Raw genomic sequence first — 24,594 nt, forward strand, 5'->3', positions numbered from 1 at the left:
GTCAGCTCACCACCCGGCGCGCCGCCGCCGCGATTCCTGCCGGCTGGGGGAGTGCCGCCTCCTCCAGACGGCGGGCGTAGGGGATGGGGACCTCCGCGCTGCACACCCGTTCGACGGGCGCGTCGAGTTCGAAGAACGCCTGCTCGCAGATGCGCGACTCGATCTCGGCGGACAGACTGCCGCTGCGCCAGCCCTCGTCGACCACGACGGCCCGGTGGGTCCGCCGGACCGAGCCGACGAACGTGACGTCGTCCAGGGGCCGCAGCGTGCGCAGGTCGACGACCTCCGCGCTGATCCCCTCGCCCGCCAGTTCCTCCGCGGCTTCGAGGGCCTTGGACACGCAACCGCCGTACGCGACGACCGTGACGTCGGTGCCCTCGCGGCGAACGGCCGCGCGGTCCAGGTCGACGTGATGGACCGCCGGGTCGAGCCTTCCGGCCGCGTTGTAGAGGCTGCCGTGCTCGAAGAACATCACCGGATCAGGGTCGGCCAACGCGGCGGACAGCATGTGGCGGGCGTCGTCGACCGTGGCCGGCGCCAGGACACGGAGGCCGGGGATGTGCGCGTACCAGCCTTCGAGGCTGTGGGAGTGCTGGGCGGCCAGCTGCCGTCCCGCGCCCGTCGTCATGCGGATCACCAGCGGCACGCCGAGCTGTCCGCCGGACATGTGGCGCAGGGTGGCGGCGTTGTTGAGGATCTGGTCGAGGGCCAGCAGGCTGAAGTTGACCGTCATGATCTCCACGATCGGCCGCATGCCGGCCAGGGCGGCGCCGATACCGGCTCCGACGAACGCGGACTCCGACAGTGGCGTGTCCCGGACACGATCGGGGCCGAACTCCTCCAGGAGACCGAGGCTCACCCCGAAGCATCCGCCGTAGCGGCCCACGTCCTCGCCCATCAGGAAGACCCGGTCGTCCGCGGTCAGGGCCTCGCGCAGTCCCTCGCGCAGGGCCTCCCTGTATGTGGTGGTGTCGTCGACGGGATGCGCTCGCGGTCGCGTACGCGTGCTCATGCCTGAGCCTCCTCGTGTCGGCTTGTGACATGCAGCAGCAGATCCTCGGCCGGTTCCTCGGGGGCCTGTTCGGCCGCCCGGAGGGCGTCGTCGATCTCCTCGGCGACCTGGTGCTCCAAGTCCTTCAGCGCGGCGGCGTCGAGGAGTCCAGCCGTACGCATGCCGTCGGCGAGGCCGGTGACGGGGTCGTGCCGCTTCCACTCCTCGACCTCGTCCTTCGGCCGATACCGGTCGGGGTCGTACATCGAGTGCGCGCGGAACCGGTATGTCCGCATCTCCAGGAAGTGCGGTCCGCTGCCGGCGCGGATGGACTCGACCGCCCCGCGCGCGGCTTTCTCCAGCGTGCACGTCCATGCCGTCGACGGCCCAGGCCGCCATGCCGTACGACGCCGCCCGCATCGCCAGGTCGGTCTGGGCGTGTTCGCGGGCGAGGGCCGTTCCCATCGCGTACAGGTTGTTCTCGCAGACGAAGAGCACGGGCAGTCCCCAGAGCGCCGCCAGATTGGCGGTCTCGTGGAACTCGCCCTCGGCGAAGGCCCCGTCACCGAAGAAGCAGCAGGTCACCCGGGGCTCGCCGCGCAACCGGTCGGCGAGCGACAGGCCCGCTGCGAGCGGCAGTCCGCCGCCCACGATCGCGTTACCGCCGTAGAAGCGGCGATCGGCGTCGAAGAGGTGCATGGACCCGCCGCGGCCGTGGCTGCACCCGGTGGTCTTCCCGTACATCTCCGCCATCACGGCCTCGGGCGGTATCCCACGGGCCAGGGCGTGGCCGTGTTCGCGGTACGTGGAGACGACCGCGTCCCGCTCGTCGAGAGCCTGGTGGACGCCGACCGCCACCGCCTCCTCGCCGATGTAGAGGTGGACGAAGCCCCGGATCGCCGCCGCGCTGTACAGCTCGACGCACCGTTCCTCGAACCGCCGGATGAGCAGCATCCGCCGCAGCAGGTCCAGGTCGTGGGCCGCCGCAGGTGTGCGGGAGGGCGTCGCGGGCCCATGTGCGCGACGGGGGCGCTTCGTCTTCGGTGCTCCGGCGGACGTACCGCCGTGTGCGGTGGCCATCACGGCTCCTTCCCGGAGAACTCGGCCTTCCCGGCCGGTTCGGGTGTCTCCAGGGTCGACACGTCGCCCTCGGGCAGGCCCAGTTCGCGGGCCCGCAGCAGGCGGCGCATCACCTTTCCGCTGCGGGTGTGGGGGAGGTCGTCGACGAACTCGATCTCCCGGGGGGCGACAGCCGGTCCGAGGCGTCGGCGGGCGAACGCCAGGACGTCGCGGCGTAGTTCGGGGTCGGGCGGATACTCGGGACGCGGCAGCACGAACGCCTTGACGATCGCCCCGGCCAGCGGGTCAGGGCGTCCGATGACACCGGCCTCGGCGACGGCCGGATGCTCCATGAGCGCGCTCTCCACCTCGAACGGTCCGATGAGGTGCCCCGCGGACTTGATGACGTCGTCGGCGCGGCCCACGAACCAGTACCAGCCGTCGGTGTCGCGGCTGACGAGGTCGCCGGTCAGGTACCAGCCGTCGGCGAAGCACGCCTCGTAACGGTGCGGCTCGTGCAGGTAGGCCCGGAACATCGACGGCCAGCCCGCCCGCAGGGCGAGCTCGCCCTGGGCGCCCGGCTCCCTGAGGACGTGGACCCGCCCGCCGGTGATCGCGGCCCGGCCGTCCTCGCCGCATGCCAGTACGGTGGCCTCGACGCCGGGAATCGGTCGGCCCATCGAACCGGGCCGCACGGGATCGGCCGGGAAGTTGGCGATCATGATGGCACCGGTCTCGGTCTGCCACCAGGTGTCGTGGACCGGAAGCCCGAGAGCCTCCCGGCCCCAGTGCACGGCCTCGGGGTTGAGAGGCTCTCCGACGCTCGCGACGAACCGGAGCGACGAGAGGTCGTGCCGCGCGGCGGGCGTCGGCTCGCCGCCGCGTGGTGCGGCTCGCATGAGCATGCGGAGCGCGGTGGGCGCGGTGTACCAGACGGTGACGTGCTGGTCGGCGAGTATCCGGTACCAGCGAGCGGGGGAGAAGTCCCCTTCGTCGACGACGGTCGTCACGCCGTGGGTGAGCGGGGCGATGATGCCGTACGACATGCCGGTGACCCAGCCGGGGTCGGCGGTGCACCAGAAGACGTCGCCCTCGTGCAGGTCCAGGGCGTAGGCGGCGGTGACGTGATGGGCGAGGACCGCCTCGTGCACGTGTACCGCGCCCTTGGGGGTGCCTGTCGTGCCGCTGGTGAAGTGCAACAGCGCCGGCTCCGCCGGATCGGTCGGGTCCACTGTGTACGCGTCCGGCGCGGCGGTCGTGAGAGCGGGGAAGGAGAGGGTGTCCGGGGGCGGGTCGGCCCCGGGGTCGAGAAGCAGGACGTGCCGCAGGTGCGGAAGGCGGGAGCGCACAGGGGCCACCTTGCGCTCGTACAGCTCCCGGGTCGTGACGAGCGCCCGGGCGTTGCCCAGCTCCATGCGCAGTGCGACGGGTTCGGGTCCGAAGGCGGTGAAGAGCGGGCACAGGACGCGGCCGGCGCGCAGCGTTCCGAGGACGGTGCTGTACAGCTCGAACCGGCGGCCGAGTAGCGTGAACACGCGCTCGCCGCGTTCCACGCCCAGCATTTCCAGTACGTGCGCGAAGCGGGAGCTCTCGGCCGCGAGCCGGGCGAAGGTGACCGACTGGACGGTTCCGTCGCGGGTGATGCAGCGCAACGCGACCCGTTCGCCGTGGCCCTCGCGCAGGTGCCGGTCGACCGCCTCGTACCCGATGCTGATGCCGCCGTCCGGCAGCCCGGCGAGCCGGGACCGCTCGCGTCGCCAGGAGAAGGTGGCCCGGGCGCTGTCGTAGTCGGGCATGACCGGTGCCACCCACAAAGCGTTCATCGCGGTGGCTCCACATCGAGCGCGAGGTTGTCGTAGGCGTACTCGATCGATTCGTGCAGGGCGACGACTCCGTCGACCGAGCGGCAGAGCCGCACGATCACGCGGATGTCGGCCCGCTCGTCGACCCGCCCCGTCAGCCTGACGACTCCGTCGTCGACGGTCACACGGATCATGTCGGGGGCGAGGCGCAGAGTGTCGGCCAGGACGTCGTGCTCGATCTCGTCACGGATCGCGGTGTCACTGCGCAGGAAGGGCCGCAGCAGGTCACTGCGGCTGATGATCCCGACGAGCCGACCGGTCTCGTCGGTCACGGGCAGTCTCTTCACCCCTTTGCGCTGCATCGTCCGGGCCGTCTCGACGAGATTCCAATTCGCCTGTGCCGTGACGGCCGGCGAGGTCATCAGCTGGGTGGCCGTCTCCGCATCGGGCAGCCCTCGCTCCTGGGACAGCAGCCGGACGCCCGCCCAACGGCCCTCCAGGTCGGGGAGCTCAGCCGTGGCCCGCAGCAGGTCGGCCTCGGAGACCACACCGAGCAGGCGTCGGTCGGCGTCGACGACCGGGACCGCCGAGACGTCGTGGTCGGCGAAGAGCCGGGCAATCTCCTTGAACGGGGTCTCTGGGGCTGCGGTGACCACGTCGTGGGTCATCACCTCGAAAACCGTGCGGTGCTGCATGACGGTCCTCCTTCACGGGACGCGGCCGCCCCAGATCTCACTCTGCTGCGCGAGGCCCACCCGGGGCAGTGCCGAATGGTCCCCTTCCGGGACTGTTGGCCCCTATGGCGGTCGGCCGGCCGGGACGCACGGTGGAGAAGGCGAGAGAGCCCGTCTCGGGAGGACCGCGGCCGGGTGCTCGTGCCGGGAGGCGACAACCATGACTGCGACCGGAGAACGGCAAGGCCAGGAGAAGCCCCGCGTCGGGTTGTGGGCTCGCGTCGGCGACCGGCTCATCGTCGCCGGTGCCACGGTCGGGGACGAGGGACGTGACGGTGAGATCGTCGGGGTGCACCATCCGGACGGCACTCCGCCCTTCGACGTCCGATGGTCGGACACGGGCCGGGTCACTCTGGTGTTCCCGGGCCCCGACGCGCGGGTCCACCACTTTCCGCCGCACGGCACGACAGCGGCCGGACCCGTGAAGGCCGCTACGCGGTCGTGAATTCCGCCGTCGCGGCCACCACACCGGGCACCGCCCGTGTCAGGCGCAGGGCCAGAACCGCCGGAACGGACTGTGGCAGGCGTCCGGCGAGCGTCACCGCGCCGTTCTCGACCCGTACGGTCAGTGCCGCGTCACCTTCGGGGATCAGGTGCGTGAGGAGCTCGTGGCGCACGTCCTCGGCGAGTTCGGCGTCGGAGCGAAGGTAGACCTTGAGCAGGTCGCCCCGGCTGACGACACCCACCGGGCGGCCGTCCTCGTCCACCACGGGAAGCCGCTTGAGGTGGCCCTGCGCCATCAGCCGCGCGGCCCCGGCGATCGTGGCATCGCGCGGAACGGTGACGGGCGGAGTCGACATCAGGCTGCCCGCTGTCACCGATCCCGCGTCGTCCCGGGCCTCTCCTGGAACCTTGCCGAGTACGTCCGCCTCGGACACCACGCCGACCACTCGTCCCTCGGCCGACAGCACGGGGACTGCGCTCACGCCCCAGCGCCGCATGGACCGGACGATCTCCTTGACCGGCGCGTCGAGCCTGGCGGAGACCACCGCATGGGTCATCACGTCGTCGACGGTATGCGGGTGCTTCATGACCAGCCTCCGGTGCTCCGGCCCCCCCCGAGTCCTGTTGCTGCGAGAGTGTCGCCTTCGGGCGGTTGACGACAAGGGCCGAAAGGGGCACGTCGAACCCGGGCAGCACTGGCACGGACCGACTGCCGATGCTTTCCTGAAAGTGAGGAGGGGGCCTGCCAGAGGGACGCGGGGAAGCGGCTTCGAGCCGCGCACCGCACGATCGGGATCCGCGAGAAGCGGATGGGCCCCTCCTCCTGTCGTGTCTCCGCGTCGCCACCACACCTGGTCCGGGCGGGCCGCGCCCGGGACCGACCGGCCCTATTCGGTCACTTCCGCCCGGTGCGAGCGTGGCAGCAGGCCACCTCACGACCCGGAAAGGCGGTGGGCACGATGGAATCGCCCCTGGTGGTAGGAGTCGACGGGTCCGACGCCAGTCTCACGGCCGTGGACTGGGCCGTCGACGAAGCGGTACGGCACGGGCTTCCCCTGCGCATCGTCCATGCCTCCCTGTGGGAACGCTACGAAGGAGTCGTGCCGGCCTGGACCACGGACCGGCCCTCGGGCCAGGTCCTCGCAGAGAACATCGTCGGCACCGCGGCCGAACGCGCCCGGCGCCGGGCACCCGATCTCCCCCTCACTACGGACGTCCTCGCCGAGGACGCGTCCAGTGCGCTGCTCAGTGAGGGGCGGGAGGGCACGATCCTCGTCGTCGGGGCACGCGGGCGCGGCGAGTTCGCCGACCTTCTGCTCGGATCCGTCGGCCTCATCGTGGCAGCCCGAGCCCACTGCCCGGTCGTCGTCGTCCGTGGGGACCGGCAGGCCCTGGAAGCACGCCACGGGCGCGTTCTGCTCGGCGTAGGTGAACACGACCTGGACTCGCCGGCCGTGCGGTTCGCCTTCCGTGAGGCGGCCGTCCGGGACGCGGAGCTCGACGTCGTCCGCACCTGGCGACGGCAGGCCCATGAACCGGCCGACCACCTGCTGATGAGGCGCGCAGGGGCGGCCTACTTCACGGAAGGGGCTTCCGAACTGCTCGGCGAGGCCCTTGAGGCCGCGGCGTCCGAACATCCCCAGGTGCGCCTGCGCAGGAGCACGGTCGAGGGCTCCGCCCACAAGGTACTGACCGAGCGCTCCGCAGCCGCCGACCTGCTGGTCGTCGGTGCCAGGCGCCGGGAAGGGCTCGTCGGCCTGGAGCTCGGCAGAGTCGCCCACCGCGCCCTGCACCACGCCTCGTGTCCGGTCGCCGTCGTACCCCAGCGGCGTCCCGAGACCGCGGAAGGAGACCTGTGATGAACACGGCCGGTGACCCGCGTGCCTCGCACGCCACGAGCGACCTCGGCCGCCGCGTCGCGTCCAGGCGGACCCGACTCGGCCTGTCCTGGGAGGACGTGGCCGAACGGGCCGGCTCGACGCCCGGCTTCATCGCCTATGTGGAGGAGCAGGTGGCCACCCCGGGGATCGAGTTCCTGGTTCGGCTCGCGAACGCTCTGGAGACCACTGTCCAGGATCTCACCGGGTACACGGCGGACCTCGCGCCAGGAGGAGCCCGCGCCGGGTACCGGGCACGGATGGAGGAGATCGGCGAGGCCGAGTGCTGGGAGCTGCTCGACGGCCACGGCGTCGGCCGGGTCGCCGTCGAAGGACGGGATGGGCTGATGGTGTTCCCCGTGAACTACCAGGTCGCCGACGGGGACATCGTCTTCATGACTGCCGCGGACTCGACCCTCGCGCGCGCCTCGGTGTCCGGCGTGGAGGTCGCCTTCGAGCAGGACCACCTGGACGAAGCCTTCAGTCAGGGCTGGAGCGTCCTTCTTGTCGGTCAGGCACGCACGGTGTCGGAGGAGGGCGAGGTGCGGAGGATCAAGGACGTTGTCCACTCGGCGCCGTGGGCTGGGGACGGGCGAGACACCGTGGTGACCCTCTCACCGCGCCGAGTGACCGGACGGCGCATCCAGGTGCCAGGCGCGCCCGGCGCGCCGTCCGGGTCCGCTGACTAGACGGTTCCTCTTGGGGCATCGGATCGTTGCGCCGGGCGTGCCGACGACCGATGCCCAACTGGGCAGCGGGGGCCGAGCTGTCGTTGCTGGACCGGGCACCGGAGCAGGGTGGCCGCTGGGGCATCACAGGCAGGCGGTCGATGCGATCGCTCGAAGGTACCGGACCGGCTCGCCGCCAGTGGACCGGCGACGAACGCGTCGTCCGACCGATGCCACATACCTCGACTGGGTCACCCGTTCGAGCCGGATAAGGATTAGAGCCGGACAGGAACAGCCGGCTCGATCTGGACCGGACCACGCGAGCGGCGACGGTGCCCGGCCGGCGTCCAAGCGACGACCACGCCGAGCATGCGTAAACCGCTCGGCTGGTGGCCCCGGTCAGGGGCGGCTGTGGCGTCAGTGCTTGCTGGTGGTGATGTAGATGCCGTGCCAGGTGTGGTCCCACACAACGCCGGTGGAGGCGTTGACCGACAGCATGCCGCTGATCTCGCCCGAGCGCAGGGTGTGCAGGGTGTAGTAGCCGGGGAACGCCTCGGCCTCGCCGACGGTCAGGTCGCTGCCCCGGTCATGCAGCCACTTCTGGGCGCGCTCCTGCGCCTCGTCGGGGGAGATCCGGGTCTCGGTCCGGCCACGCTGGTGCATGCCGTAGTCGGTGTTCCACATCATCGCCGGCCCGTACTCGATCCCGGTGTCGCCATCGGACGGATCAACGAGGATCTCAGTCGCCAGCTGCCCGTCAAGGGTCTGCAGTTCGGCGTAGAAGTTCTTCGAGAACTGCATGACTTCACCGACACGCAGGTTGAGCCGGTCGGCGAAGGTGTCGGCCCGCTGGCGGGCCTGGTCCAGAGTCTCGACCGGAGTACCGTCGCCACGCTGCCAGTAGCCCCCGCCCATCATGCCGGGACCCCACGCGCAGTCATCCCGGCCTGTCATTCCTGGCCTCATGCCGGGCCCCCACGAGTCCCAGTCGTCCCAGTCGTCGCCGGACATGCCCGGCTTCCAGCAATCGCCGCCGGAAGGGCCGGGTTGGGCGGCGGCTGCGCTCAGAGGCCTGCCGCCGGCGGTGCTGTTTCCGGCCGCGCATCCAGCGGCCAGAGCGAGGGCCGCCAGCGCGGCCGCGGTCCACCTGCTCATGCTGGACATGATCATCACCCTTCCCGGGCCGTTCCCTGTCCCTACCGACCGACCCGGGTACGTTTCCTCCAGTCTCTCCCCGGACGCAAGGACCGCCGAGGGCCGTCCGGACCCGGCCGTTGCACCGGTCGGCCCGTGCGTGAGACGACCCGGGATGCCCTCGAGGTCAGCGGTCACCGTCCAGGGTGAGCTGGGCCCGGAGGAAGCCAAAGTGCTGCATCGGGTGGCGCGCCGGCGACGGCGATGACCACGACGACGGAGATCAGGCCTTGCCCGGCTGAGGTGGCCGACGTGAATGCTGTGCGAGAGGCTGGAACAGCAGGGCGCGCGAGGAGGCGAGTGGCCATGCCTGTCGCGGACGTGATCGTCGTCGTGGTTGCCGTCGGCCTCATCGCCGTGCTGGGCTGGTATTTCTTCGGCCCGCGCAAGGCCGGCACGGTTCGCGTGGAGGGAGGCGTGCAGCGGGTCGACGTGACCGTGCGGGGCGGCTACAGCCCGAGCCTGATCAAGGTCCGCCAGGGCACACCGGTCGAGCTCGTCTTCGACCGGCAGGAGGCCGGCGAATGCACCTCCCGCGTCGTGTTCCCCGATCTCAGGGTCGGGGCCGGACTGCCCGCCCGCACCCGCACGACCGTGCGGCTGAGCCCTGAACGGCCCGGCACGTACGGGTTCGCCTGCGGCATGAACATGATCCACGGGACCCTCGTCGTCGAACCCGCCGACGGCGGAGCACCGGAACCGGGCGCGGTGTCAGGCGGAGAAGCGGCGCCGAGTGCGGGGGAGACGTCGGCCGAGGACGCGGAGGCGGCCGACATCGCCGAGCGACAGGCGGAGATCAAGGACCTGACCCGCCGCGTCGTCGTGGGCGCGGTGCTCACCGCGCCGGTCCTCTTCGCCGTCATGGCGCACGAGCTGTTCGGCGCCGACTGGGTGCCCGGCTGGATGCTGAACCACTGGTTCCAGCTCGCACTGATCACGCCGGTGATGCTCTACACCGGCTGGCCCGTGCACTCCACCGGCTGGCTGGCCCTGCGACACCGGTCGGCGGACATGAACTCCCTGATCACCCTGGGTACGAGCGCCGCCTACGGCTTCAGCCTGCTCGTCACCCTCGCTCCGGGGCTGCTACCCGAGGATGTACGAGAGGTGTACTTCGAAGCGGTCGGCGTCATCCTGACCCTGATCTTGCTGGGCCGTCTTCTGGAGGCCCGGGCCAAGGCCGGCACGGGCGAGGCCATCCGCGCTCTGATCGGCCTGCAGGCACGCACCGCACGCGTCCTACGAGACGGCACCGAGACCGAGACGCCCGTCGACGAGGTGGTCGTCGGGGACGAGATCGTCATCCGTCCCGGGGAGAAGATCCCTGTCGACGCCGAGGTCCTGTCGGGCTCGTCCGCCGTGGACGAGTCGATGGTGACGGGCGAGCCGATACCGGTCACGAAGCACGCGGGGGACGGTGTCATCGGCGCCACTGTCAATACCACCGGTTCCTTGCGGGTGCGCGCGGCCAAGGTCGGCGCGGACACCGTCCTCGCCCAGATCATCCGGTTGGTGCAGCAGGCCCAGGCGTCCAAGGCGCCGATCCAGCGCCTCGCCGACGCGATCTCCGCCTACTTCGTCCCCGCGGTCATCGCCATCGCGATCGCGACGTTCGCCCTCTGGTACACGATCGGACCCGCACCGGCGCTCACCCTGGCCCTGGTCTCCGCCGTCGCCGTCCTCATCATCGCCTGCCCTTGCGCCCTCGGCCTGGCCACCCCGCTCTCGGTCATGGTCGGCACCGGCAAGGGCGCCCAGGCAGGCATCCTCATCCGCTCCGCCGAAGCCCTGGAGACCGCCCACAAACTCGACACCATCGTCCTCGACAAGACCGGCACGGTCACCATCGGCAAGCCGGTCCTCACCGACAGCCGCCCCGCCGTGGGAGTCGACGAAGCCGAGCTGCTGCGGCTGGTCGCCGCCGCCGAGGCCGACAGCGAGCATCCTCTTGCCCAGGCCATCGTCTCCGGCGCCCGCGACCGTGGCCTTCAGCCGCCGATCGCGACCGGCTTCGACTCCGTCACCGGCAAGGGCGTCCACGCCAGGGCCGACGGCCACACCATCATGGTCGGCACCACCCGCCTCCTCCACGACACCGGCGTCGACACCTCCCCTCTCGATGCCGTCGCCGCGAACCTCGCGGCCGAGGGCAAGACACCCGTCCTCGCCGCGGTCGACGGCCACCCCGCCGGGGTGCTCGCCGTCGCCGACACCGTCAAGAACGACTCCGCCCAGGCCATCGCGGCCTTGCGACAGCTGGACGCCGAGGTCGTCATGCTCACCGGCGACACCGCCCGCACCGCCGCCGCCATCGCCGCTCAGGTCGGCATCCCCCGGGTCCTGGCCGAGGTACTGCCCGAGCACAAGACCGACGAGATCCGCCGACTCCAGGCCGAAGGCCGGACCGTCGCCATGGTCGGCGACGGCATCAACGACGCCCCTGCTCTCGCCCAATCCGACGTCGGACTCGCCATCGGCACCGGCACCGACGTCGCCATCGAATCCGCCGACATCACCCTCATCTCCGGCTCCCTCGCCGGAGTCGTCACCGCCATCCGCCTCTCCAAGGCGGCCATGCGCAACATCAAGCAGAACCTGTTCTTCGCCCTCGTCTACAACGCCGTCGGCATCCCTCTCGCCGCCGGCGCCCTCTACCCCCTGTGGGGCATCCGCCTGAGCCCGATCATCGCCGCGGCCGCCATGGCCCTTTCCTCCCTGTCCGTGGTCACCAACGCCTCCCGCCTGCGGCGCTGGCACCCCGTACCACTGCCCGAAGCGGTTGGCACACCGACGCGACCCGAAGTCGAGACCGCCACCGACACCACGCGGCGAAAGGACGGCCCGGACGGAAGCGAGACGGCCGTCGACCCCGTGTGCGGCATGGAAGTCGACCCCACGACCGCACCCGAGCACCGAGAAGGCCCCGCAGGCCCACTGCACTTCTGCTCCACCCACTGCGCCACCGCCTACGATGCCGCTCCCGACCGCTACACGCCTTCCATCCGCCGCCGACATCCGTAGAACACCGAGCGAGAGGGCGTCCATCTGTGCGCGGCCGCGGGCCGAGTCGCCGTCGTCCGCTCAGATCAAGGGGACTACGGCAACCGGCGCGGGGCTGTGGTGGATGACCGCGTGAGCGACATGGCCCAGATGCGGGCCGAGGGGGACGTTCCGACTCCGGCGTCCCACGATGACGAGTTGCGCGGTCTGTGACGCCTCGACCAGCTGGTACGCGGGCGAGCCCACCACCGCCTTGGCCGTCACGTCCACGCCCGGGTAGCGCTTCCGCCACGGTTCCAGCAGGTCGTCCAGCCCCCCGAGGAAGTGGCTGCCCAGCTCCTCGCCGATCCCCGGGTCCACGATGGCCGCGTAGCCGTACGAGGCGGGAAGCGTCCAGCTGTGGAGGAACCGCAGCGGCGTGCCCTTCCGGGCGGCTTCGGAGAAGGAGAACGCGAGCAGGGCTTCGCACGGGTGGTGGACGTCGGCGCCCACCACGATGCCGCCTTCGGGAGCTGCCCGTTCGTCCTTCGCGCGTACGAGGACGACCGGCTGTCGTGCCGCGCCGACGACGGCGAGGGAGACCGAGCCGATGATGAAGCCGCGGACGCCGCCGAGCCCGCGTGAACCGAGGACCGTCAGATCCGCCTCGTTCGCGGCGGCCGTCAGTTCCTCGGCTGCCCGGCCACGCGCACGCTCCGTGATGACCTCGAGGTCGGGATGGTCCTTCCGCGCTTGGTCCGTCTCGTCCCGCATCAACCTCTCGGTCCGCTCGTCCAGGGTGCGGGCATACGCAAGGGGCACTTCCGGCGTGTTCGGCCACTCCTCCACGTGCACCAACCTGAGGGGCACTTCGCGCAGCACCGCTTGTGTCGCGGCCCAACGGGCGGCGGCGAGGCTTTCATCAGAGCCGTCCAGACCGACGGTGACCTGGGCTGTCATGGCGTGCCTCCTCATTGAGCCCATTCCGCCCCGTCCCGGGTCCGGATCGGAAAGGGGCATCCCACATTTCAGGTTGGTGCCCCGTTGCTTCCGGCAGCAGGGCCGGGCAGGTCTCGATCGGGGCCGAACGGCCTATCCCGAGGAGGCGCGCCTCAGTGCCAGCGTGGGAGGTGTCGCCTTTCGGGACGTGCTCCCGAGCCCGGGCGTCCTCCGGAGGAGGAACCATGACCAGCGAGACCCCCGCCCGACCGGAGCTCGGCAACATCGTCGTGGGAGTCGACGGGTCCCCCTCCGGGCGCGCGGCCGTGCTCTGGGCCGCCGACGAGGCGGACCGACGGGGGCGGTCCCTGCATCTCGTCCACGCCGCCGACACCGACCGCCGGGCCATCTTCGCCAATGCAGAGGCGATCCAGGCAGTGCGTGAAGCGGGTCGCGACCTGCTGACCGAGACCGCGAGTGCGGTCGGTGGCCTCTTTCCGGACCTCGCCGTCACGAAAGAGCTGAGCCGCCAGGAGCCCGTCTCCGGTCTTCGTGCGGCCGCCGGCCACCGGGGCACGATCGTGGTGGGTAACCGGGGGCTCGGCGGCTTCTCCGCGCTCATGCTCGGATCCGTCGGTCTGGGTGTGGCGGCCCGCGCCGAAGTTCCCGTGATCGTGGTCCGTGGTGACGGCGACCGTCCCGCGTCGGGCTCGGTGACAGCAGCCGTACACGGTGCTTCGGATCTGGGCTGGCTGCTCGTCGCGGCTGCCGAGGCGGACGCCCGCAAGGCGGCGTTGCGGCTGGTGAGCGTCTGGAACGTGCTCACCCACGTCGGCAGTGTCGCGACCATGCTGGACGACCTCGACGGGATCGCGCGACAACGCGTGCACGAGATCAAGTCGCTCGCCGACCTCGCGCATAAGTTCTATCCCTGGCTGATCGTCAGCCATCACGTCGAGACGGGCACGAGCACGGCCGGGATCCTGGTGGAGGCGAGTGCCCACACCGATCTGCTGGTGATGGGCAGAGAACACCGCGCCCTGGGCGCAGGCCCGTCCCTGGGGCGCGTCGCCCACGTCCTGCTCCACCACGCCCACTGCCCGGTGGACATCGTCCCACCTGCCTTCGCCACAAGGGTCGAGGAGACGTGAACGAGATACTGCTCGGTGTCGACCCCCGGGAGCAGTCGGTCCCCGCTCTCGTCTGGGCCGCCGACGAGGCCGTACGAACAGGACTGTTGCTCCGGCTGGTCGTCGCCGTACCGCCTGCCCATGACAGGCTCCGGTACGACGCGCTCGCCCGCCAGAGCGCCCTGCGTATCCGTGCGGAGTCGGCGATCGCCAACGCGGAGGACCTCGTCCGGGAACTGCACGACGGTCTGCGGATCGCGACGGAACGCGTGAACGGTGTGCCGGCGACTGTGTTGCGCGACATGGCGCAGCACGCCGCACTCGTCGTCGTGGGCTCTCGCCGTCTCGGCAGGCCGGCCGAGATGTTCAGCGAGAGCTCCGTGGTCGCCCCGCTCACGGCACGGGCGGACTGTCCCGTCGTCGTGGTCCGCGCCCCTGAGCACACCGCCGTGCACCCACCGACCATCGTCGTCGGCGTGGACGGAAGCGAGTCCTCACAGGCCGCGGTCGCCTTCGCCGTCGAGGAGGCGAGCCTCCGCGAGGCACGGCTGCGGGCCGTCTGGGTCTGGCCCCGTTCCGTCCTCGCCCACGACGACGGTGAAGAGGGTCTGGCCGAGCGGCGTCGGCTCCTCGCCGAATCGGTGGCGGGCTGGGCGGAGAGGTATCCGGACGTCGCCATCTCCCAAGAGGTCCTGCGGGGACACCCGGTCGACCAACTCGCCTTGGCGTCCCAGGAATCCCTCTCTCTGGTGGTCGGTCGCCGAGGCCGTGGCGGCTACTCCGGCATGCGGCTGGGCTCGACGGTTCACGGCCTGCTACACCGTGCCCCGTGTCCGTTGATCACCGTCCCCCTCCCGCAACGTGAGCGCCGGACCGGCGACCCGGCATGGGCCGCCCGGTCCCGTTCCGGTACGACCGACCGGCCCGGGCCCGCTGCCCCGCTCGGCACTGGGGCGCGACCACCTCCACGCGGGACGGTGGGGCGAGAGGACGCCCCCGGTCCGTCGGATGGTTCTGCGGAGAGGTGAGCATCATGCAGCGCATCCTGATCAGCCCCCGGCCCCAGCGTCCCCGCAGGCCCGCCCCCCTCGACCTGCGCACGCCGTCCGGCCGTCCCCTGCCGTACTGAGGAGGCCCGAGAGCTGTGGAGGAGACCATGGGACCGATACGACACGTCGTACCGTTCACGGAACTGGGGCGGCACGATGTCGGCCGAGCGGGTGGCAAGAACGCCTCGCTTGGCGAGATGACCACCCGGCTCGGGGGCGCGGGCATCCGCGTCCCTCCGGGATTCGCCACCACCGCCGAAGCGTACGAGGAACTGCTCGGTTCCCGAGACCTCCGCGGTCGCGTGGAGGCACAGATCGACAGACTGCACGCGGGTGCCCCACTCGATGAGGTCGGGGCGGCCATCCGGTCCCTCTTCCTCGTGGAGCCGCTGCCCGCGCCTCTGCGGGACGCCGTGCTCGCGGCGTACGAGCGGCTGGCCGAGGAGGTCGGCCGGGAGTCGCCCGAGGTGGCGGTGCGCAGCAGCGCGACGGCGGAGGACCTGCCCGAGGCGAGTTTCGCCGGGCAGCAGGAGACGTACCTGAATGTCAGCGGCGCCGACGCGCTCCTCGAGGCGTGCACGCGCTGCTACGCCTCCCTGTTCACCGACCGGGCGATCGACTACCGCGAACGGATGGGCTTCGACCACCTCGCCGTCGCCTTGTCCATCGGCATCCAGGGCATGGTCCGCTCCGATCTCGCCGGCGCCGGGGTCATCTTCACCCTCGACCCGGAGAGCGGCTTCCCGGACGTGATCGTGGTGAGTGCCGCCTGGGGGCTGGGGGAGACCGTCGTCAGCGGCCAGGTCGACCCGGACGAGTACACGGTGTTCAAGCCGAGCATGAAGGACCCGGCGCTCGACCCCGTCATAGACGTGCGGATCGGAGCCAAGCGGCTGAAGGCCGTGTACGCGGACACCGGGCTGACCCGCACGGTCGACACACCCGACGGTGAGCGGAACCAGCGCGTCCTCGACGACGCGGAGATCCGCACGCTCGCCGGCTGGGCGGCGGCCGTCGAGGAGCACTACGGCTGCCCCATGGACCTCGAATGGGCCAAGGACGGCCTCACCGGCGAGCTCTGGATCGTCCAGGCCCGCCCCGAGACGGTCCAGTCGCGTCGGCGCACCACCACCCTGACCCGCCGCCGGCTCACCGCCACTCCAGGCGAACCGCTCGTCGAAGGCATCGCCGTCGGCGAGGCCATCGGCCAGGGCCGTGTCGTGGCGCTCGACGCGCCCGTCGACCTCGACCGCTTCCCACAGGGCGGCGTCCTCGTCACCGGCATCACCGACCCGGACTGGGAACCCGTCATGAAGAGGGCCTCCGCCATCGTCACCGACCACGGGGGGCGCACCTCACACGCCGCCATCGTCAGCCGCGAACTCGGCGTCCCCGCCGTCGTCGGAACCGGAAACGGGACACGGATCCTGCGTGACGGGCGTTCCGTCACGGTCTCCTGCGCCGAGGGAGGGAGCGGACGTGTCTACCAAGGGCTGCTCCCGTACGAGGAGACCCAGACCGACCTCGCGGAACTGCCCGCCACCCGAACCCGGGTGATGCTGAACCTCGCCGATCCGTCAGCCGCGTTCCGCTGGTGGCGGCTCCCCGCGGACGGCGTGGGACTGGCGCGCCTCGAGTTCATCGTCGCCCACCAGGTGAAAGTCCACCCCATGGCCCTGCTGCACCCGGAGCGGCTCGATGCCCACGACCGGCATGTCATCGAGCGGCTCACCGAGGGCTACCTCGACCGAGGCGACTACTTCGTCGACCGGCTGGCCCACGGCATCGCCCGGATCGCGGCCTCGCGCTGGCCGGCGCCCGTCGTCGTGCGCACCAGCGACTTCAAGACCAACGAGTACGCCAAGCTCCTCGGCGGCCGACCCTTCGAACCGGACGAGGCGAACCCCATGATCGGCTGGCGTGGTGCGAGCCGGTACTACAGCGACGGCTACCGCGAGGGCTTCGCCCTCGAATGCCGCGCGCTGCGCCGCGTGCGCGAGGGGATGGGGCTGACGAACGTGGTCGTCATGATCCCCTTCTGCCGCACCCTCGGCGAGGCCGATCAGGTGCTCGCGGTGATGGCGGACGAGGGACTGGTACGGGGCGAGAACGGGCTGCAGGTCTACGTCATGGCGGAGATACCGGCCAACATCATCCTGGCCAAAGAGTTCGCGGAACGCTTCGACGGATTCTCGATCGGCAGCAACGACCTCACCCAGCTCACCCTCGGCGTCGACCGCGACTCCGAGGCCCTCGCCCACGTCTTCGACGAGCGGGACCCCGCGGTCGTCCGCAGCGTTCAGACCCTCGCCGTCCGCGCCCACGCGGCCGGTCGGCCGGTCGGCCTGTGCGGGCAGCGGCCCAGCGACGATCCGGCGTTCACCGCGATCCTGGTCGAGGCGGGCCTCGACTCGATCTCGGTGGCACCGGACAGCTTCGCAGCGGTCAAAGGGCACGTGGCTCGCGCGGAGACGACGCTCGAGAACGGCACCGGACGAGGGGAGGAGTGACCATGTCACGGAGGACACGACACCGAGTCGGCCGGGACACCGAGCCGTCGGTACGACACGGTCGACGGGTCGGCCACGGGAGACTCGCTGCCCGGTCGGCCCAGGAACCACCAGCTGCCCGTGGAGGGGGCGTATGGGCGACCCAAGCGCCCGGTACACACCATCAGCGTGTCGACGCTCTTCCTGTGAACCAACGGCGAATCAGCCGGATCGCGAACAGGGGGACGGAAAGGAGGACGCGGCCATGACGACCGCAAGGGAAATCATGCACTCCGGTGCAAGCTGCGTGCAGGAGAACGAGAACCTCATGGACGCCGCACGCCGCATGAGCGAACTGGATGTCGGCGCGCTGCCCATCTGCGGGCCGGACGACCGGCTGCACGGCATCATCACCGACCGGGACATCGTGGTGAAGTGCCTCGCCAAAGGCAAGGACCCTCACCGGATGACGGCAGGGGACCTCGCCCAGGGCAAGCCGGTCACCGTGGACGCGGGCGCCGACAGCGAAGTGGTGCTCCGCACGATGCAGCACCACCGTGTCCGCCGCGTGCCCGTGATCGACGACCATCGCCTGGTCGGCATGATCAGTGAGGCGGACCTGGCGCGGCACCTGCCGGAGGAACGGGTGGGCCATTTCGTCGAGGAGATCTGCCGCTGACAGCACCAGCGCTGTGGCGCCATGGGCCGGTCGGTCCCCTCCTGGTGCGGCCCGTTCGGCCCCGTCGGACAGCCCCCTTGGACACTGCGCCACGCGACCTCGTGGGTGGAAGAGTGGGTTACGGAGTCGGACCGGGCTCCGCAACCCGATCCGCCGCCTGTCCGCACCTACTCGGGTCCACGGCGACCGTCCTGGGCCCCGTACATGAGGAGCAGAGCAATGGCCGGAGGCAAGGTGGAACGCAGGCACAGCCTCTTCCCCGACTTCAACGACTGGTTCAACCGGGAGTTCCCCGGGCTGCCCGGGTGGCGCCCCGCGACGGCTGCTCACTCCATTCCTGTGGAGGTGACCAGCGGTGACGGCGTGTACGTGCTGCGGGCCGAGCTGCCGGGGATGGACCCGGACGACGACATCGGCATCACCGTCGACGACAACCTCATCACGGTGAGTGCGGAGCACAGCGAGAGCACGGAGGACAAGGAGCATTCGGAGTTCCGCTACGGCTCGTTCCGCAGGACCGTGCGCCTCCCGGGCACGATCCCCGCCGACGACGTCGAGGCGTCGTACGCGGACGGCATTCTCACCATTCGCGTCCCGATGCCCGACGAGGAGACCACGTCCGTTCGGACCGTTCCGGTGAAGCGGACCGACAAGCCGGCCGAGGGCGCGGAATCATGAACGCCAAACGTGTCCTGGTCGCCTATGGCAGCAAGGCCGGCGCGACTGCCGGTATCGCCGAAGAGATCGGCCGGACGCTTCGGGACGACGGCTTCGACGCTGCCGTCCTGCCGGCCGACACCGTCACCGACGTGAGCGGGTACGACGGCGTCGTTCTCGGCGGAGCCCTCTACGCCGGGCACTGGACCGGCAAGGCACGACGGTGCGCCCGGCGCAACGCCGAACAGCTGAGGCACCGGCCTCTCTGGCTGTTCAGCAGCGGTCCCATCGACAGTTCCGCGGAGCAGCACGACATCCCGCCCGTCCGAGGAGTCGCCCGGCGGATGAAGAAGCTCGGTGCTCGTGAGCACATGACCTTCGGTGGCGCCGTGACCGCCGAGACGTCGGGCTCGGTCGCCCGCGCGATGGTGCGCCGGGGCAAGGGCGGCGACTTCCGCAATCCGGAACGGATCCGGGCATGGGCCCACCACATCGGAACGGAACTCGACGCCACCCACTGAAGGGGCCTCTGACAGGTGGGCGAGGCCACCCCAACGGGAGGTGCGGCATGCTCCACCACGAGCCGTCGGGGAACGGGACCACCCCGCCCAGGAGACCCGCAAAGCGCGCCGCCCTGGTCTTCGTGCTGATGATCGCTCTGGTCTGCGGTGCTGTGGCCGCCGGGATCCTTTGGACGGCCGGAGCAAAGGCCGATCGTGAACTCGCCGCCCATCGCCATCAGGTGACCGCGACCACCACCGGGCCGGCGAAGGAGCCGCCCGTCGCCACCCGGTACGGCACGAAGCCGCAGGCCGTCGCACCGGCGGTGTGGGAACAGCCCGAGCACGTCCGCCGGTCCGGGAACATCCACGTCCCGCCCCGGACGCCCCAGGGGCGCGCCGTGACGATCTGGGTGGACGACGCAGGGGCCCCCGCCCGGCCCCCGGGCAGTGTCGCGGACCGCGCGCTGACATCGTTCTCCGGCGGTACGGCAGCGGCAGGTTTTGTCGGAGTCACGGGGGCCGGTGCACTCCTCCTCCTGCGACGGTGGACCGAAGGCCACCGGCTCGCGGCCTGGGAACACGAGTGGGAGCAGGTGGAACCCGTATGGTCCGGCCGACTCCACCGGGGCAGCGGTGCAGGGGACGGCGATGGCTGACCGTGCCGGCAGCCGTGCCACCCCGGAGCGGGCCGCTTCCTCCCCCGAGGCGCTGCCCTTCGACCCCAGTGAACCGTTGCCCCGGCTGCGTCGTGAACTCGCCACGGGGCCGGATGGCCTCTCGGCCCGCGAGGCCGCCCGGCGCCTCGCCATCCACGGACCGAACGAAGTGCGGCGCAAGGTGCGCTCTTCCTTCATGCGCGAGCTGGTCGGACAGTTGGTCCACCCCCTGGCCCTGTTGCTGTGGGCTGCCGCCGTTCTCGCCTTCGTCGCGGACCTGGCGGTCCTCGGTTGGGCGATCCTCGCGGTCATCGCCGTCAACGCGGCTTTCGCCCTGCTCCAGGAACGTCAAGCTGAGCGGGCGGTGGAGACGCTCGCCCGCTATCTGCCCGAGCACGCCCTCGCCGTACGCGACGGGCAGCCCCACGTCGTGGAGGCCCGTGACCTCGTACCGGGCGATCTGATCCTCCTCGAGGAGGGCGACAAGGTCCCCGCCGACGCACACGTCACCGAGGGCGGGGTCGAGGTCGATCTGTCGATGCTCACGGGCGAGTCCGTGCCGGCTGAGCGGATCGCCTCAGCCGGTATCCTCGGCGCTCCGCTGCTTGAGGAGCCGAACCTCGTCTTCAGCGGGACGACCTGTGTCGAAGGGCAGGCCCGCGCCATCGTGTTCGCCACCGGAAACCACACGGAACTCGGTCGGATCGCCGCGCTCAGCCAGCGGACGCGGCGCGAGGCGAGCCCTCTGGAACGGCAGGTCAAGCGGGTCGCGTGGCTCATCGCCGGCGTCGCGACCGGCATGGGCGTCGTGTTTCTCGTCCTCGGGGTGGCGGTCGGGCTTCCGGTCACCGACTCCCTGACGTTCGCCATCGGGCTCCTCGTCGCCAACGTCCCCGAGGGACTCCTTCCGACCATCACGCTGGCCCTGGCAGTGGGCGTCCGCGCCCTGGCCCGCCGGGGTGCCCTGGTCAAACGGCTCAGCGCCGTGGAGACCCTCGGTTCCACGAGCGTCATCTGCACGGACAAGACCGGCACACTCACCCGCAACAGCATGCGTCTCAGGGTGCTGTGGACGGTCGACCACGGGTCGGAGCCGGGCCCCTGGGCAGAGGAGTTGGCGAGGGCGGGAGCCCTGTGCACCACCGTCACGCGAGAAGCCGACGGCGAACTGCACGGCGACCCCACCGAGGCCGCCCTCGTCGCCGGGGCCGCCGACCACGGGGCTCCGCTGGACCTGGGTCGGCGCGACGCGGGACGGCGGGCGCTGTTCCGCTTCGATCCGCGGCTGCGCCTGATGTCGGTCGTGCAGGGCGGGGAGACGTGGGGCGGGGAGATACAGGGCCCCATGCGGATCGTGGTCAAGGGTGCGCCCGAGGCGGTGCTGGACCGCCTCCTGCCCGGAACGGGGGCGGACTCGGCCCGCGCGGCGGCTGACGAGCTGGCTCGGGACGGCATGCGGGTCCTGGCCGTCGCTGTACGCGACGTGCCGAGTGGCGCGGAGCTGCCGTCACGCCGCCAGGACGCGGAGTCGGGGTTGACCCTGCTCGGGCTCGTCGGGCTGTACGACCCGCCGCGCTCCGAGGTGGCGGAGGCCGTACGCCGCTGCCACGAGGCCGGGATCCGGGTACACGTCGTGACGGGCGACAACGGCGCCACGGCCGCGGCCGTGGCCCGGGAGGTCGGCATCGGAGTGCCCCGCCTGCACGTGGTCGCGGCGTCGGAGGCGCTGGGCGACGACGAGCTGGACCGGCTCCTCGTGGAAGGCGACGACGAGATCGTCTTCGCCCGCTCCTCGCCCGAGACGAAGCTCAAGGTGGCGGACACCCTGCGGGCCCACGGCCGGATCGTGGCCATGACCGGCGACGGTGTCAACGACGCCCCTGCACTGCACCGCGCGCACATCGGGGTGGCCATGGGGCGCTCGGGCACCGACGTGGCCCGCGAGGCCGCCACGATGGTGCTCACCGACGACGACTTCGCCACCATCGTGACCGCGGTCGAAGCCGGGCGCCGCGTCTACGACAACGTACGCAAGTTCATCGTCTACATCTTCGCTCACGCGACTCCGGAGATCGTTCCCTTCCTCGTCTTCGCGCTCTCCGCCGGCACGGTACCGCTCCCCCTGACCGTGCTGCAGATCCTCGCCATCGACCTCGGCACCGAGACCCTGCCCGCCCTCGCGCTGGGCCGGGAACGCTCCGAGCCCGGCATCATGCAGCGGCCTCCGCGGCCGCGGCACCAGGGCGTGATCTCCCGCGACATGCTCATACGGAGCTGGGGGTACTTGGGGCTCACGTCGGCGGTCCTCGTCATGGCGGGCTACTTCTACGTGCTGTGGCGCGCGGGCTGGCAGCCGGGCGACCCCACGGGTACTGGCAGCCCTCTGCACCACGCCTACGTGACGGCCACCACGGCCACCTTCGCCGGCATTGTCACCTGCCAGATCGGCACGGCGTTCGCGGCCCGCACCGATCACGCGGCGTTGCGCGACATCGGGGTGTTCTCGAATCCCCTGCTGATCGCCGGTATCGCCTTCGAGCTCGCGTTCACGGCCGCTCTCGTCTACGCGCCCCCGCTCCAACATCTCTTCGGCACGGCCGCCTTGCCCCTGGACGTCGTCCTGCTCGTCGCAACGTTCCCGGTCTTGGTGTGGGGCACGGACGAGCTGCGGCGCGCCAGGCGGCGCCGTCAGCGGACGTCGGCCGTCCCCGGTTCGTGACCGCCCTGGTCGAGGCGGAAGGGCGGGTAGGCGTCCGTCATGAGGCTCGCGTAGGCGGCGACGCGCAGGACCCAGCGGTTCAGGCCGACGATCAGGGCGAACAGGTCACGCGGGTACCGTTCGGTGAAGGCCACGGCGAAGCCCGCGATGAGCGTGAGCAGGGTGATCAGTCCGCCGCTCCACCATCCCGCGTGCATGTCGCTGGTGAAGAAGGCGACCACCAGGTACTGGGGGATGGCGAGCAGCCACCACTTGACCAGGACCATCGAGCGGGAGAGCCGCTCCGGGTAGGCGATGTCGAGCCGGGCCGGGTAGTCGGGCTCGGGGCCCAGGCTGAAGGGCGGGTAGCGGTCGGTGCCCAGGGCTCCGTACGAGTAGTACGAGACGCGCCAGGACCAGCGGAGCACGCCGAGATTGAAGTCGAACAGGCCCCGTGGGAAGCGCTCGGTGAAGAGGATGGCGAAGAACGCGATCACCGTCACCACGAAGAAGGCGATCCACAGGAAGATCAGCACGATCCAGTGCGGGATCACCAGGATCCATTTGACCAGCCACAGCCAGCGGGACAGCGGCTTGTCGAGCTCGGCCGTCACCACCACCGGAGGGTAGGAGCCGCGCTGGGTTTCCATGATCGTCACTTCCTCGACAGGTCGTCGTCTTCGTACCTGAGCCGGTCGACAACCCCCACGACACCGTCGACGCTGTTGCAGAGCCGGAGAAGCACCGGAACGAGGCTGCGGCGGCGGACCGTGCCACTGAGGATGACCCGGCCGTCCTCGACCTCCACCGAGAGGGCCGATGGGCTCAGCCTCAGGGTGTGGGTGACCACGTCTTCGACGATCTCCTCCTGGATCGCCCGGTCCCGGCGCAGGAAGAGCTGGACGAGGTCGCTCCGACTGAGCACACCCACGAGGCGTCCGTCGTCGTCGACGACGGGCAGACGCTTGATCCTGGCCCGTTCCATCACCCGGGCGGCGCGCACCACGCTCCACTCCGGGCGGGCGACGACGGCGGGGCTGGACATGAGCGCACCCGCCGTGCCGGGCCCGGCACCGGCGGCACGGCGCCGTACCAGGTCGGCCTCCGAGACCACGCCCAGCGGCCGGTTCGACTCGTCCACCACGCACACCGCGGTGATGTCGAACTCGTCCAGGAGCCGGGCGATCTCCTTGAACGTCGTGCCCGGACCGACGCTGACCGCCGTGGGTGTCATCAGATCCGCGACGCTGCGGTGCCTCATCGCTCGTCACCTTCTCGCGCGTTCGACCGGCGGCCCCCACGTTCAGGATCGCCCGCTGCCGCCGTCCTGGGGAGGGCCGTCCGGCCCCTGGGGTTGCCGTGGCCGGCGGCGTAGGCGGCGAAGACCCGATCGGGTCCCCTGGCCGTGCGCAGGAAGCGCTCGTCGAGCACGACGGCCAGGTCTTCCAGTGCCCTGCGCAGTACCGACGCGGAGAGCCTGACGTCCGGGTGGTGCGCCCCGGTGGCTTGGTCCGCGAGGCCGAGGGCGTAGCGGAGCTGCCGGGGCAGGGACGTGTTCGGAGAAGTCCACCAGGGGCCGCCCGGCGGCGAGCACACACCGCGCCGCCTTGGAGGCGACCGCCGTCTGATGGCAGACGAGGGACAGCAGGTAGGTCTCCACGAGCTGGGCCTGCGGCAGGGGCGCAGTGACTTCCAGGAGCGGCTCACCTGCGAGGACGAGCCGTCCTTCGGGCACGGCGCGGACCTGGCCGTGGAACGACAGGCCGTGCAGCGGTTCCAGGTCCTCGGCCGGACGACGCAGTGACTCGGCGAACTCAAGGACGTCGGAGCGGCCCACCCGGAACCGGGAAAGGTAGTCGAGGGCCGGTTCGAGCCCCGCCGCGACGAGGAGTCCGCGGCCCGGGGGAGGTCGCGGACGAAGAGGCTGAAGGTGGCAGGGGCCCGCATGTCCCCCCGCAGGTACGAGAGCACCATCGTGACCTCGTACAGGTCGGTGCTGGTCACCTGGGACATGCTTCGAGCACGTCGGGTGGCCTCGTGACCCGC

21 protein-coding genes and 2 pseudogenes are annotated in these 24,594 nt (G+C 71.0%); 12 read left to right on the plus strand and 11 right to left on the minus strand.

Annotation, left to right across the window (positions count from 1 at the left end; genetic code table 11):
* Position 1 precedes the first annotated feature (1 nt).
* The 5 genes and pseudogenes from OG361_RS35005 to OG361_RS35025 all read right to left on the minus strand — a co-directional run bounded on the left by OG361_RS35005 (position 2) and on the right by OG361_RS35025 (position 4,547).
* Positions 2-1,012 carry an alpha-ketoacid dehydrogenase subunit beta gene (locus tag OG361_RS35005; RefSeq protein WP_405862614.1) on the minus strand — a complete coding sequence of 337 codons (1,011 nt, stop codon included), beginning with the start codon at positions 1,010-1,012 and terminating at the stop codon, positions 2-4.
* Positions 1,009-1,515, minus strand: a complete 507-nt coding sequence (locus OG361_RS35010) for a thiamine pyrophosphate-dependent enzyme (protein ID WP_405862616.1) — start codon at positions 1,513-1,515, stop codon at positions 1,009-1,011. Before OG361_RS35010 ends, OG361_RS35005 begins: the two co-directional genes overlap by 4 nt.
* Positions 1,412-2,071 (minus strand): annotated as a pseudogene (locus OG361_RS35015) (thiamine pyrophosphate-dependent enzyme); the annotation flags it as partial. The gene OG361_RS35010 and the pseudogene OG361_RS35015, both read right to left, overlap by 104 nt.
* Positions 2,071-3,873 (minus strand): acetate--CoA ligase, encoded by a 1,803-nt coding sequence (gene acsA, locus OG361_RS35020; RefSeq protein WP_405860049.1) that lies wholly within the window; start codon positions 3,871-3,873, stop codon positions 2,071-2,073. The gene acsA and the pseudogene OG361_RS35015, both read right to left, overlap by 1 nt.
* On the minus strand, positions 3,870-4,547 hold the full coding sequence (locus OG361_RS35025; protein WP_405860051.1) for a CBS domain-containing protein: 678 nt from the start codon (positions 4,545-4,547) through the stop codon (positions 3,870-3,872). Before OG361_RS35025 ends, acsA begins: the two co-directional genes overlap by 4 nt.
* Positions 4,548-4,746: 199 nt before the next feature.
* On the opposite strand from OG361_RS35025, the gene OG361_RS35030 reads away from it, so the two are divergent.
* On the plus strand, positions 4,747-5,031 hold the full coding sequence (locus tag OG361_RS35030) for a DUF1918 domain-containing protein (protein ID WP_405860053.1): 285 nt from the start codon (positions 4,747-4,749) through the stop codon (positions 5,029-5,031).
* Here OG361_RS35030 and OG361_RS35035 read toward each other — a convergent pair.
* Positions 5,018-5,617: a CBS domain-containing protein gene (locus OG361_RS35035; protein ID WP_405860055.1), complete on the minus strand. Its 600-nt coding sequence runs from the start codon at positions 5,615-5,617 to the stop codon at positions 5,018-5,020. The two genes, OG361_RS35030 and OG361_RS35035, sit on opposite strands and share 14 nt — an antisense overlap.
* Before the next feature lie 372 nt (positions 5,618-5,989).
* Between OG361_RS35035 and OG361_RS35040 the strand changes: the two genes are divergently transcribed.
* Both OG361_RS35040 and OG361_RS35045 read left to right on the plus strand, forming a co-directional pair.
* A complete protein-coding gene (locus OG361_RS35040; protein ID WP_405860057.1) occupies positions 5,990-6,889 on the plus strand; it encodes a universal stress protein in 900 nt (299 codons plus the stop codon).
* Positions 6,889-7,596 (plus strand): helix-turn-helix domain-containing protein, encoded by a 708-nt coding sequence (locus OG361_RS35045; RefSeq protein WP_405860059.1) that lies wholly within the window; start codon positions 6,889-6,891, stop codon positions 7,594-7,596. The genes OG361_RS35040 and OG361_RS35045 overlap by 1 nt, the downstream gene beginning before the upstream one ends.
* A gap of 396 nt (positions 7,597-7,992) precedes the next feature.
* On the opposite strand, the gene OG361_RS35050 is transcribed toward OG361_RS35045, so the two are convergent.
* Entirely contained in the window at positions 7,993-8,730 is a 738-nt protein-coding gene (locus OG361_RS35050; RefSeq protein WP_405860060.1) for a hypothetical protein, read from the minus strand.
* A gap of 345 nt (positions 8,731-9,075) precedes the next feature.
* Between OG361_RS35050 and OG361_RS35055 the strand changes: the two genes are divergently transcribed.
* Positions 9,076-11,790 carry a heavy metal translocating P-type ATPase gene (locus OG361_RS35055; RefSeq protein WP_405860062.1) on the plus strand — a complete coding sequence of 905 codons (2,715 nt, stop codon included), beginning with the start codon at positions 9,076-9,078 and terminating at the stop codon, positions 11,788-11,790.
* A gap of 60 nt (positions 11,791-11,850) precedes the next feature.
* On the opposite strand, the gene OG361_RS35060 is transcribed toward OG361_RS35055, so the two are convergent.
* Positions 11,851-12,708, minus strand: a complete 858-nt coding sequence (locus OG361_RS35060) for a universal stress protein (RefSeq protein WP_405860064.1) — start codon at positions 12,706-12,708, stop codon at positions 11,851-11,853.
* A 224-nt stretch (positions 12,709-12,932) separates the two neighbouring features.
* Between OG361_RS35060 and OG361_RS35065 the strand changes: the two genes are divergently transcribed.
* The 8 genes from OG361_RS35065 to OG361_RS35100 all read left to right on the plus strand — a co-directional run bounded on the left by OG361_RS35065 (position 12,933) and on the right by OG361_RS35100 (position 22,569).
* A complete protein-coding gene (locus tag OG361_RS35065) occupies positions 12,933-13,838 on the plus strand; it encodes a universal stress protein (RefSeq protein WP_405860066.1) in 906 nt (301 codons plus the stop codon).
* A complete protein-coding gene (locus OG361_RS35070) occupies positions 13,835-14,845 on the plus strand; it encodes a universal stress protein (RefSeq protein WP_405860068.1) in 1,011 nt (336 codons plus the stop codon). The genes OG361_RS35065 and OG361_RS35070 overlap by 4 nt, the downstream gene beginning before the upstream one ends.
* A gap of 128 nt (positions 14,846-14,973) precedes the next feature.
* Entirely contained in the window at positions 14,974-17,376 is a 2,403-nt protein-coding gene (gene ppsA, locus OG361_RS35075; protein ID WP_405860070.1) for a phosphoenolpyruvate synthase, read from the plus strand.
* 244 nt (positions 17,377-17,620) lie between these two features.
* Positions 17,621-18,034 (plus strand): CBS domain-containing protein, encoded by a 414-nt coding sequence (locus OG361_RS35080; RefSeq protein WP_405860072.1) that lies wholly within the window; start codon positions 17,621-17,623, stop codon positions 18,032-18,034.
* Between the two features lie 219 nt (positions 18,035-18,253).
* Positions 18,254-18,712 carry an Hsp20/alpha crystallin family protein gene (locus tag OG361_RS35085; protein ID WP_384577337.1) on the plus strand — a complete coding sequence of 153 codons (459 nt, stop codon included), beginning with the start codon at positions 18,254-18,256 and terminating at the stop codon, positions 18,710-18,712.
* The gene (locus OG361_RS35090; RefSeq protein WP_405860074.1) at positions 18,709-19,212 is read left to right on the plus strand and encodes a flavodoxin domain-containing protein; all 504 of its coding nucleotides are present in this window, start codon (positions 18,709-18,711) and stop codon (positions 19,210-19,212) included. The genes OG361_RS35085 and OG361_RS35090 overlap by 4 nt, the downstream gene beginning before the upstream one ends.
* Before the next feature lie 47 nt (positions 19,213-19,259).
* Positions 19,260-19,850: a hypothetical protein gene (locus tag OG361_RS35095; protein ID WP_405860076.1), complete on the plus strand. Its 591-nt coding sequence runs from the start codon at positions 19,260-19,262 to the stop codon at positions 19,848-19,850.
* Positions 19,843-22,569, plus strand: coding sequence for a cation-translocating P-type ATPase (locus OG361_RS35100; protein ID WP_405860078.1), 2,727 nt, complete (start codon positions 19,843-19,845; stop codon positions 22,567-22,569). Before OG361_RS35095 ends, OG361_RS35100 begins: the two co-directional genes overlap by 8 nt.
* Here the strand turns inward: OG361_RS35100 and OG361_RS35105 are convergent.
* The 3 genes and pseudogenes from OG361_RS35105 to OG361_RS35115 all read right to left on the minus strand — a co-directional run.
* The gene (locus tag OG361_RS35105; RefSeq protein ID WP_405860079.1) at positions 22,539-23,198 is read right to left on the minus strand and encodes a DUF4389 domain-containing protein; all 660 of its coding nucleotides are present in this window, start codon (positions 23,196-23,198) and stop codon (positions 22,539-22,541) included. The genes OG361_RS35100 and OG361_RS35105 overlap by 31 nt on opposite strands.
* A 5-nt stretch (positions 23,199-23,203) precedes the next feature.
* On the minus strand, positions 23,204-23,809 hold the full coding sequence (locus tag OG361_RS35110; RefSeq protein WP_405860081.1) for a CBS domain-containing protein: 606 nt from the start codon (positions 23,807-23,809) through the stop codon (positions 23,204-23,206).
* A gap of 141 nt (positions 23,810-23,950) precedes the next feature.
* Positions 23,951-24,561: pseudogene (locus OG361_RS35115) on the minus strand (nicotinate phosphoribosyltransferase); the annotation flags it as partial.
* Positions 24,562-24,594 lie beyond the last annotated feature (33 nt).

Source organism: Streptomyces sp. NBC_00090 (assembly GCF_045160815.1).
In the GTDB taxonomy this organism is placed as follows: Bacteria; Actinomycetota; Actinomycetes; order Streptomycetales; family Streptomycetaceae; genus Streptomyces.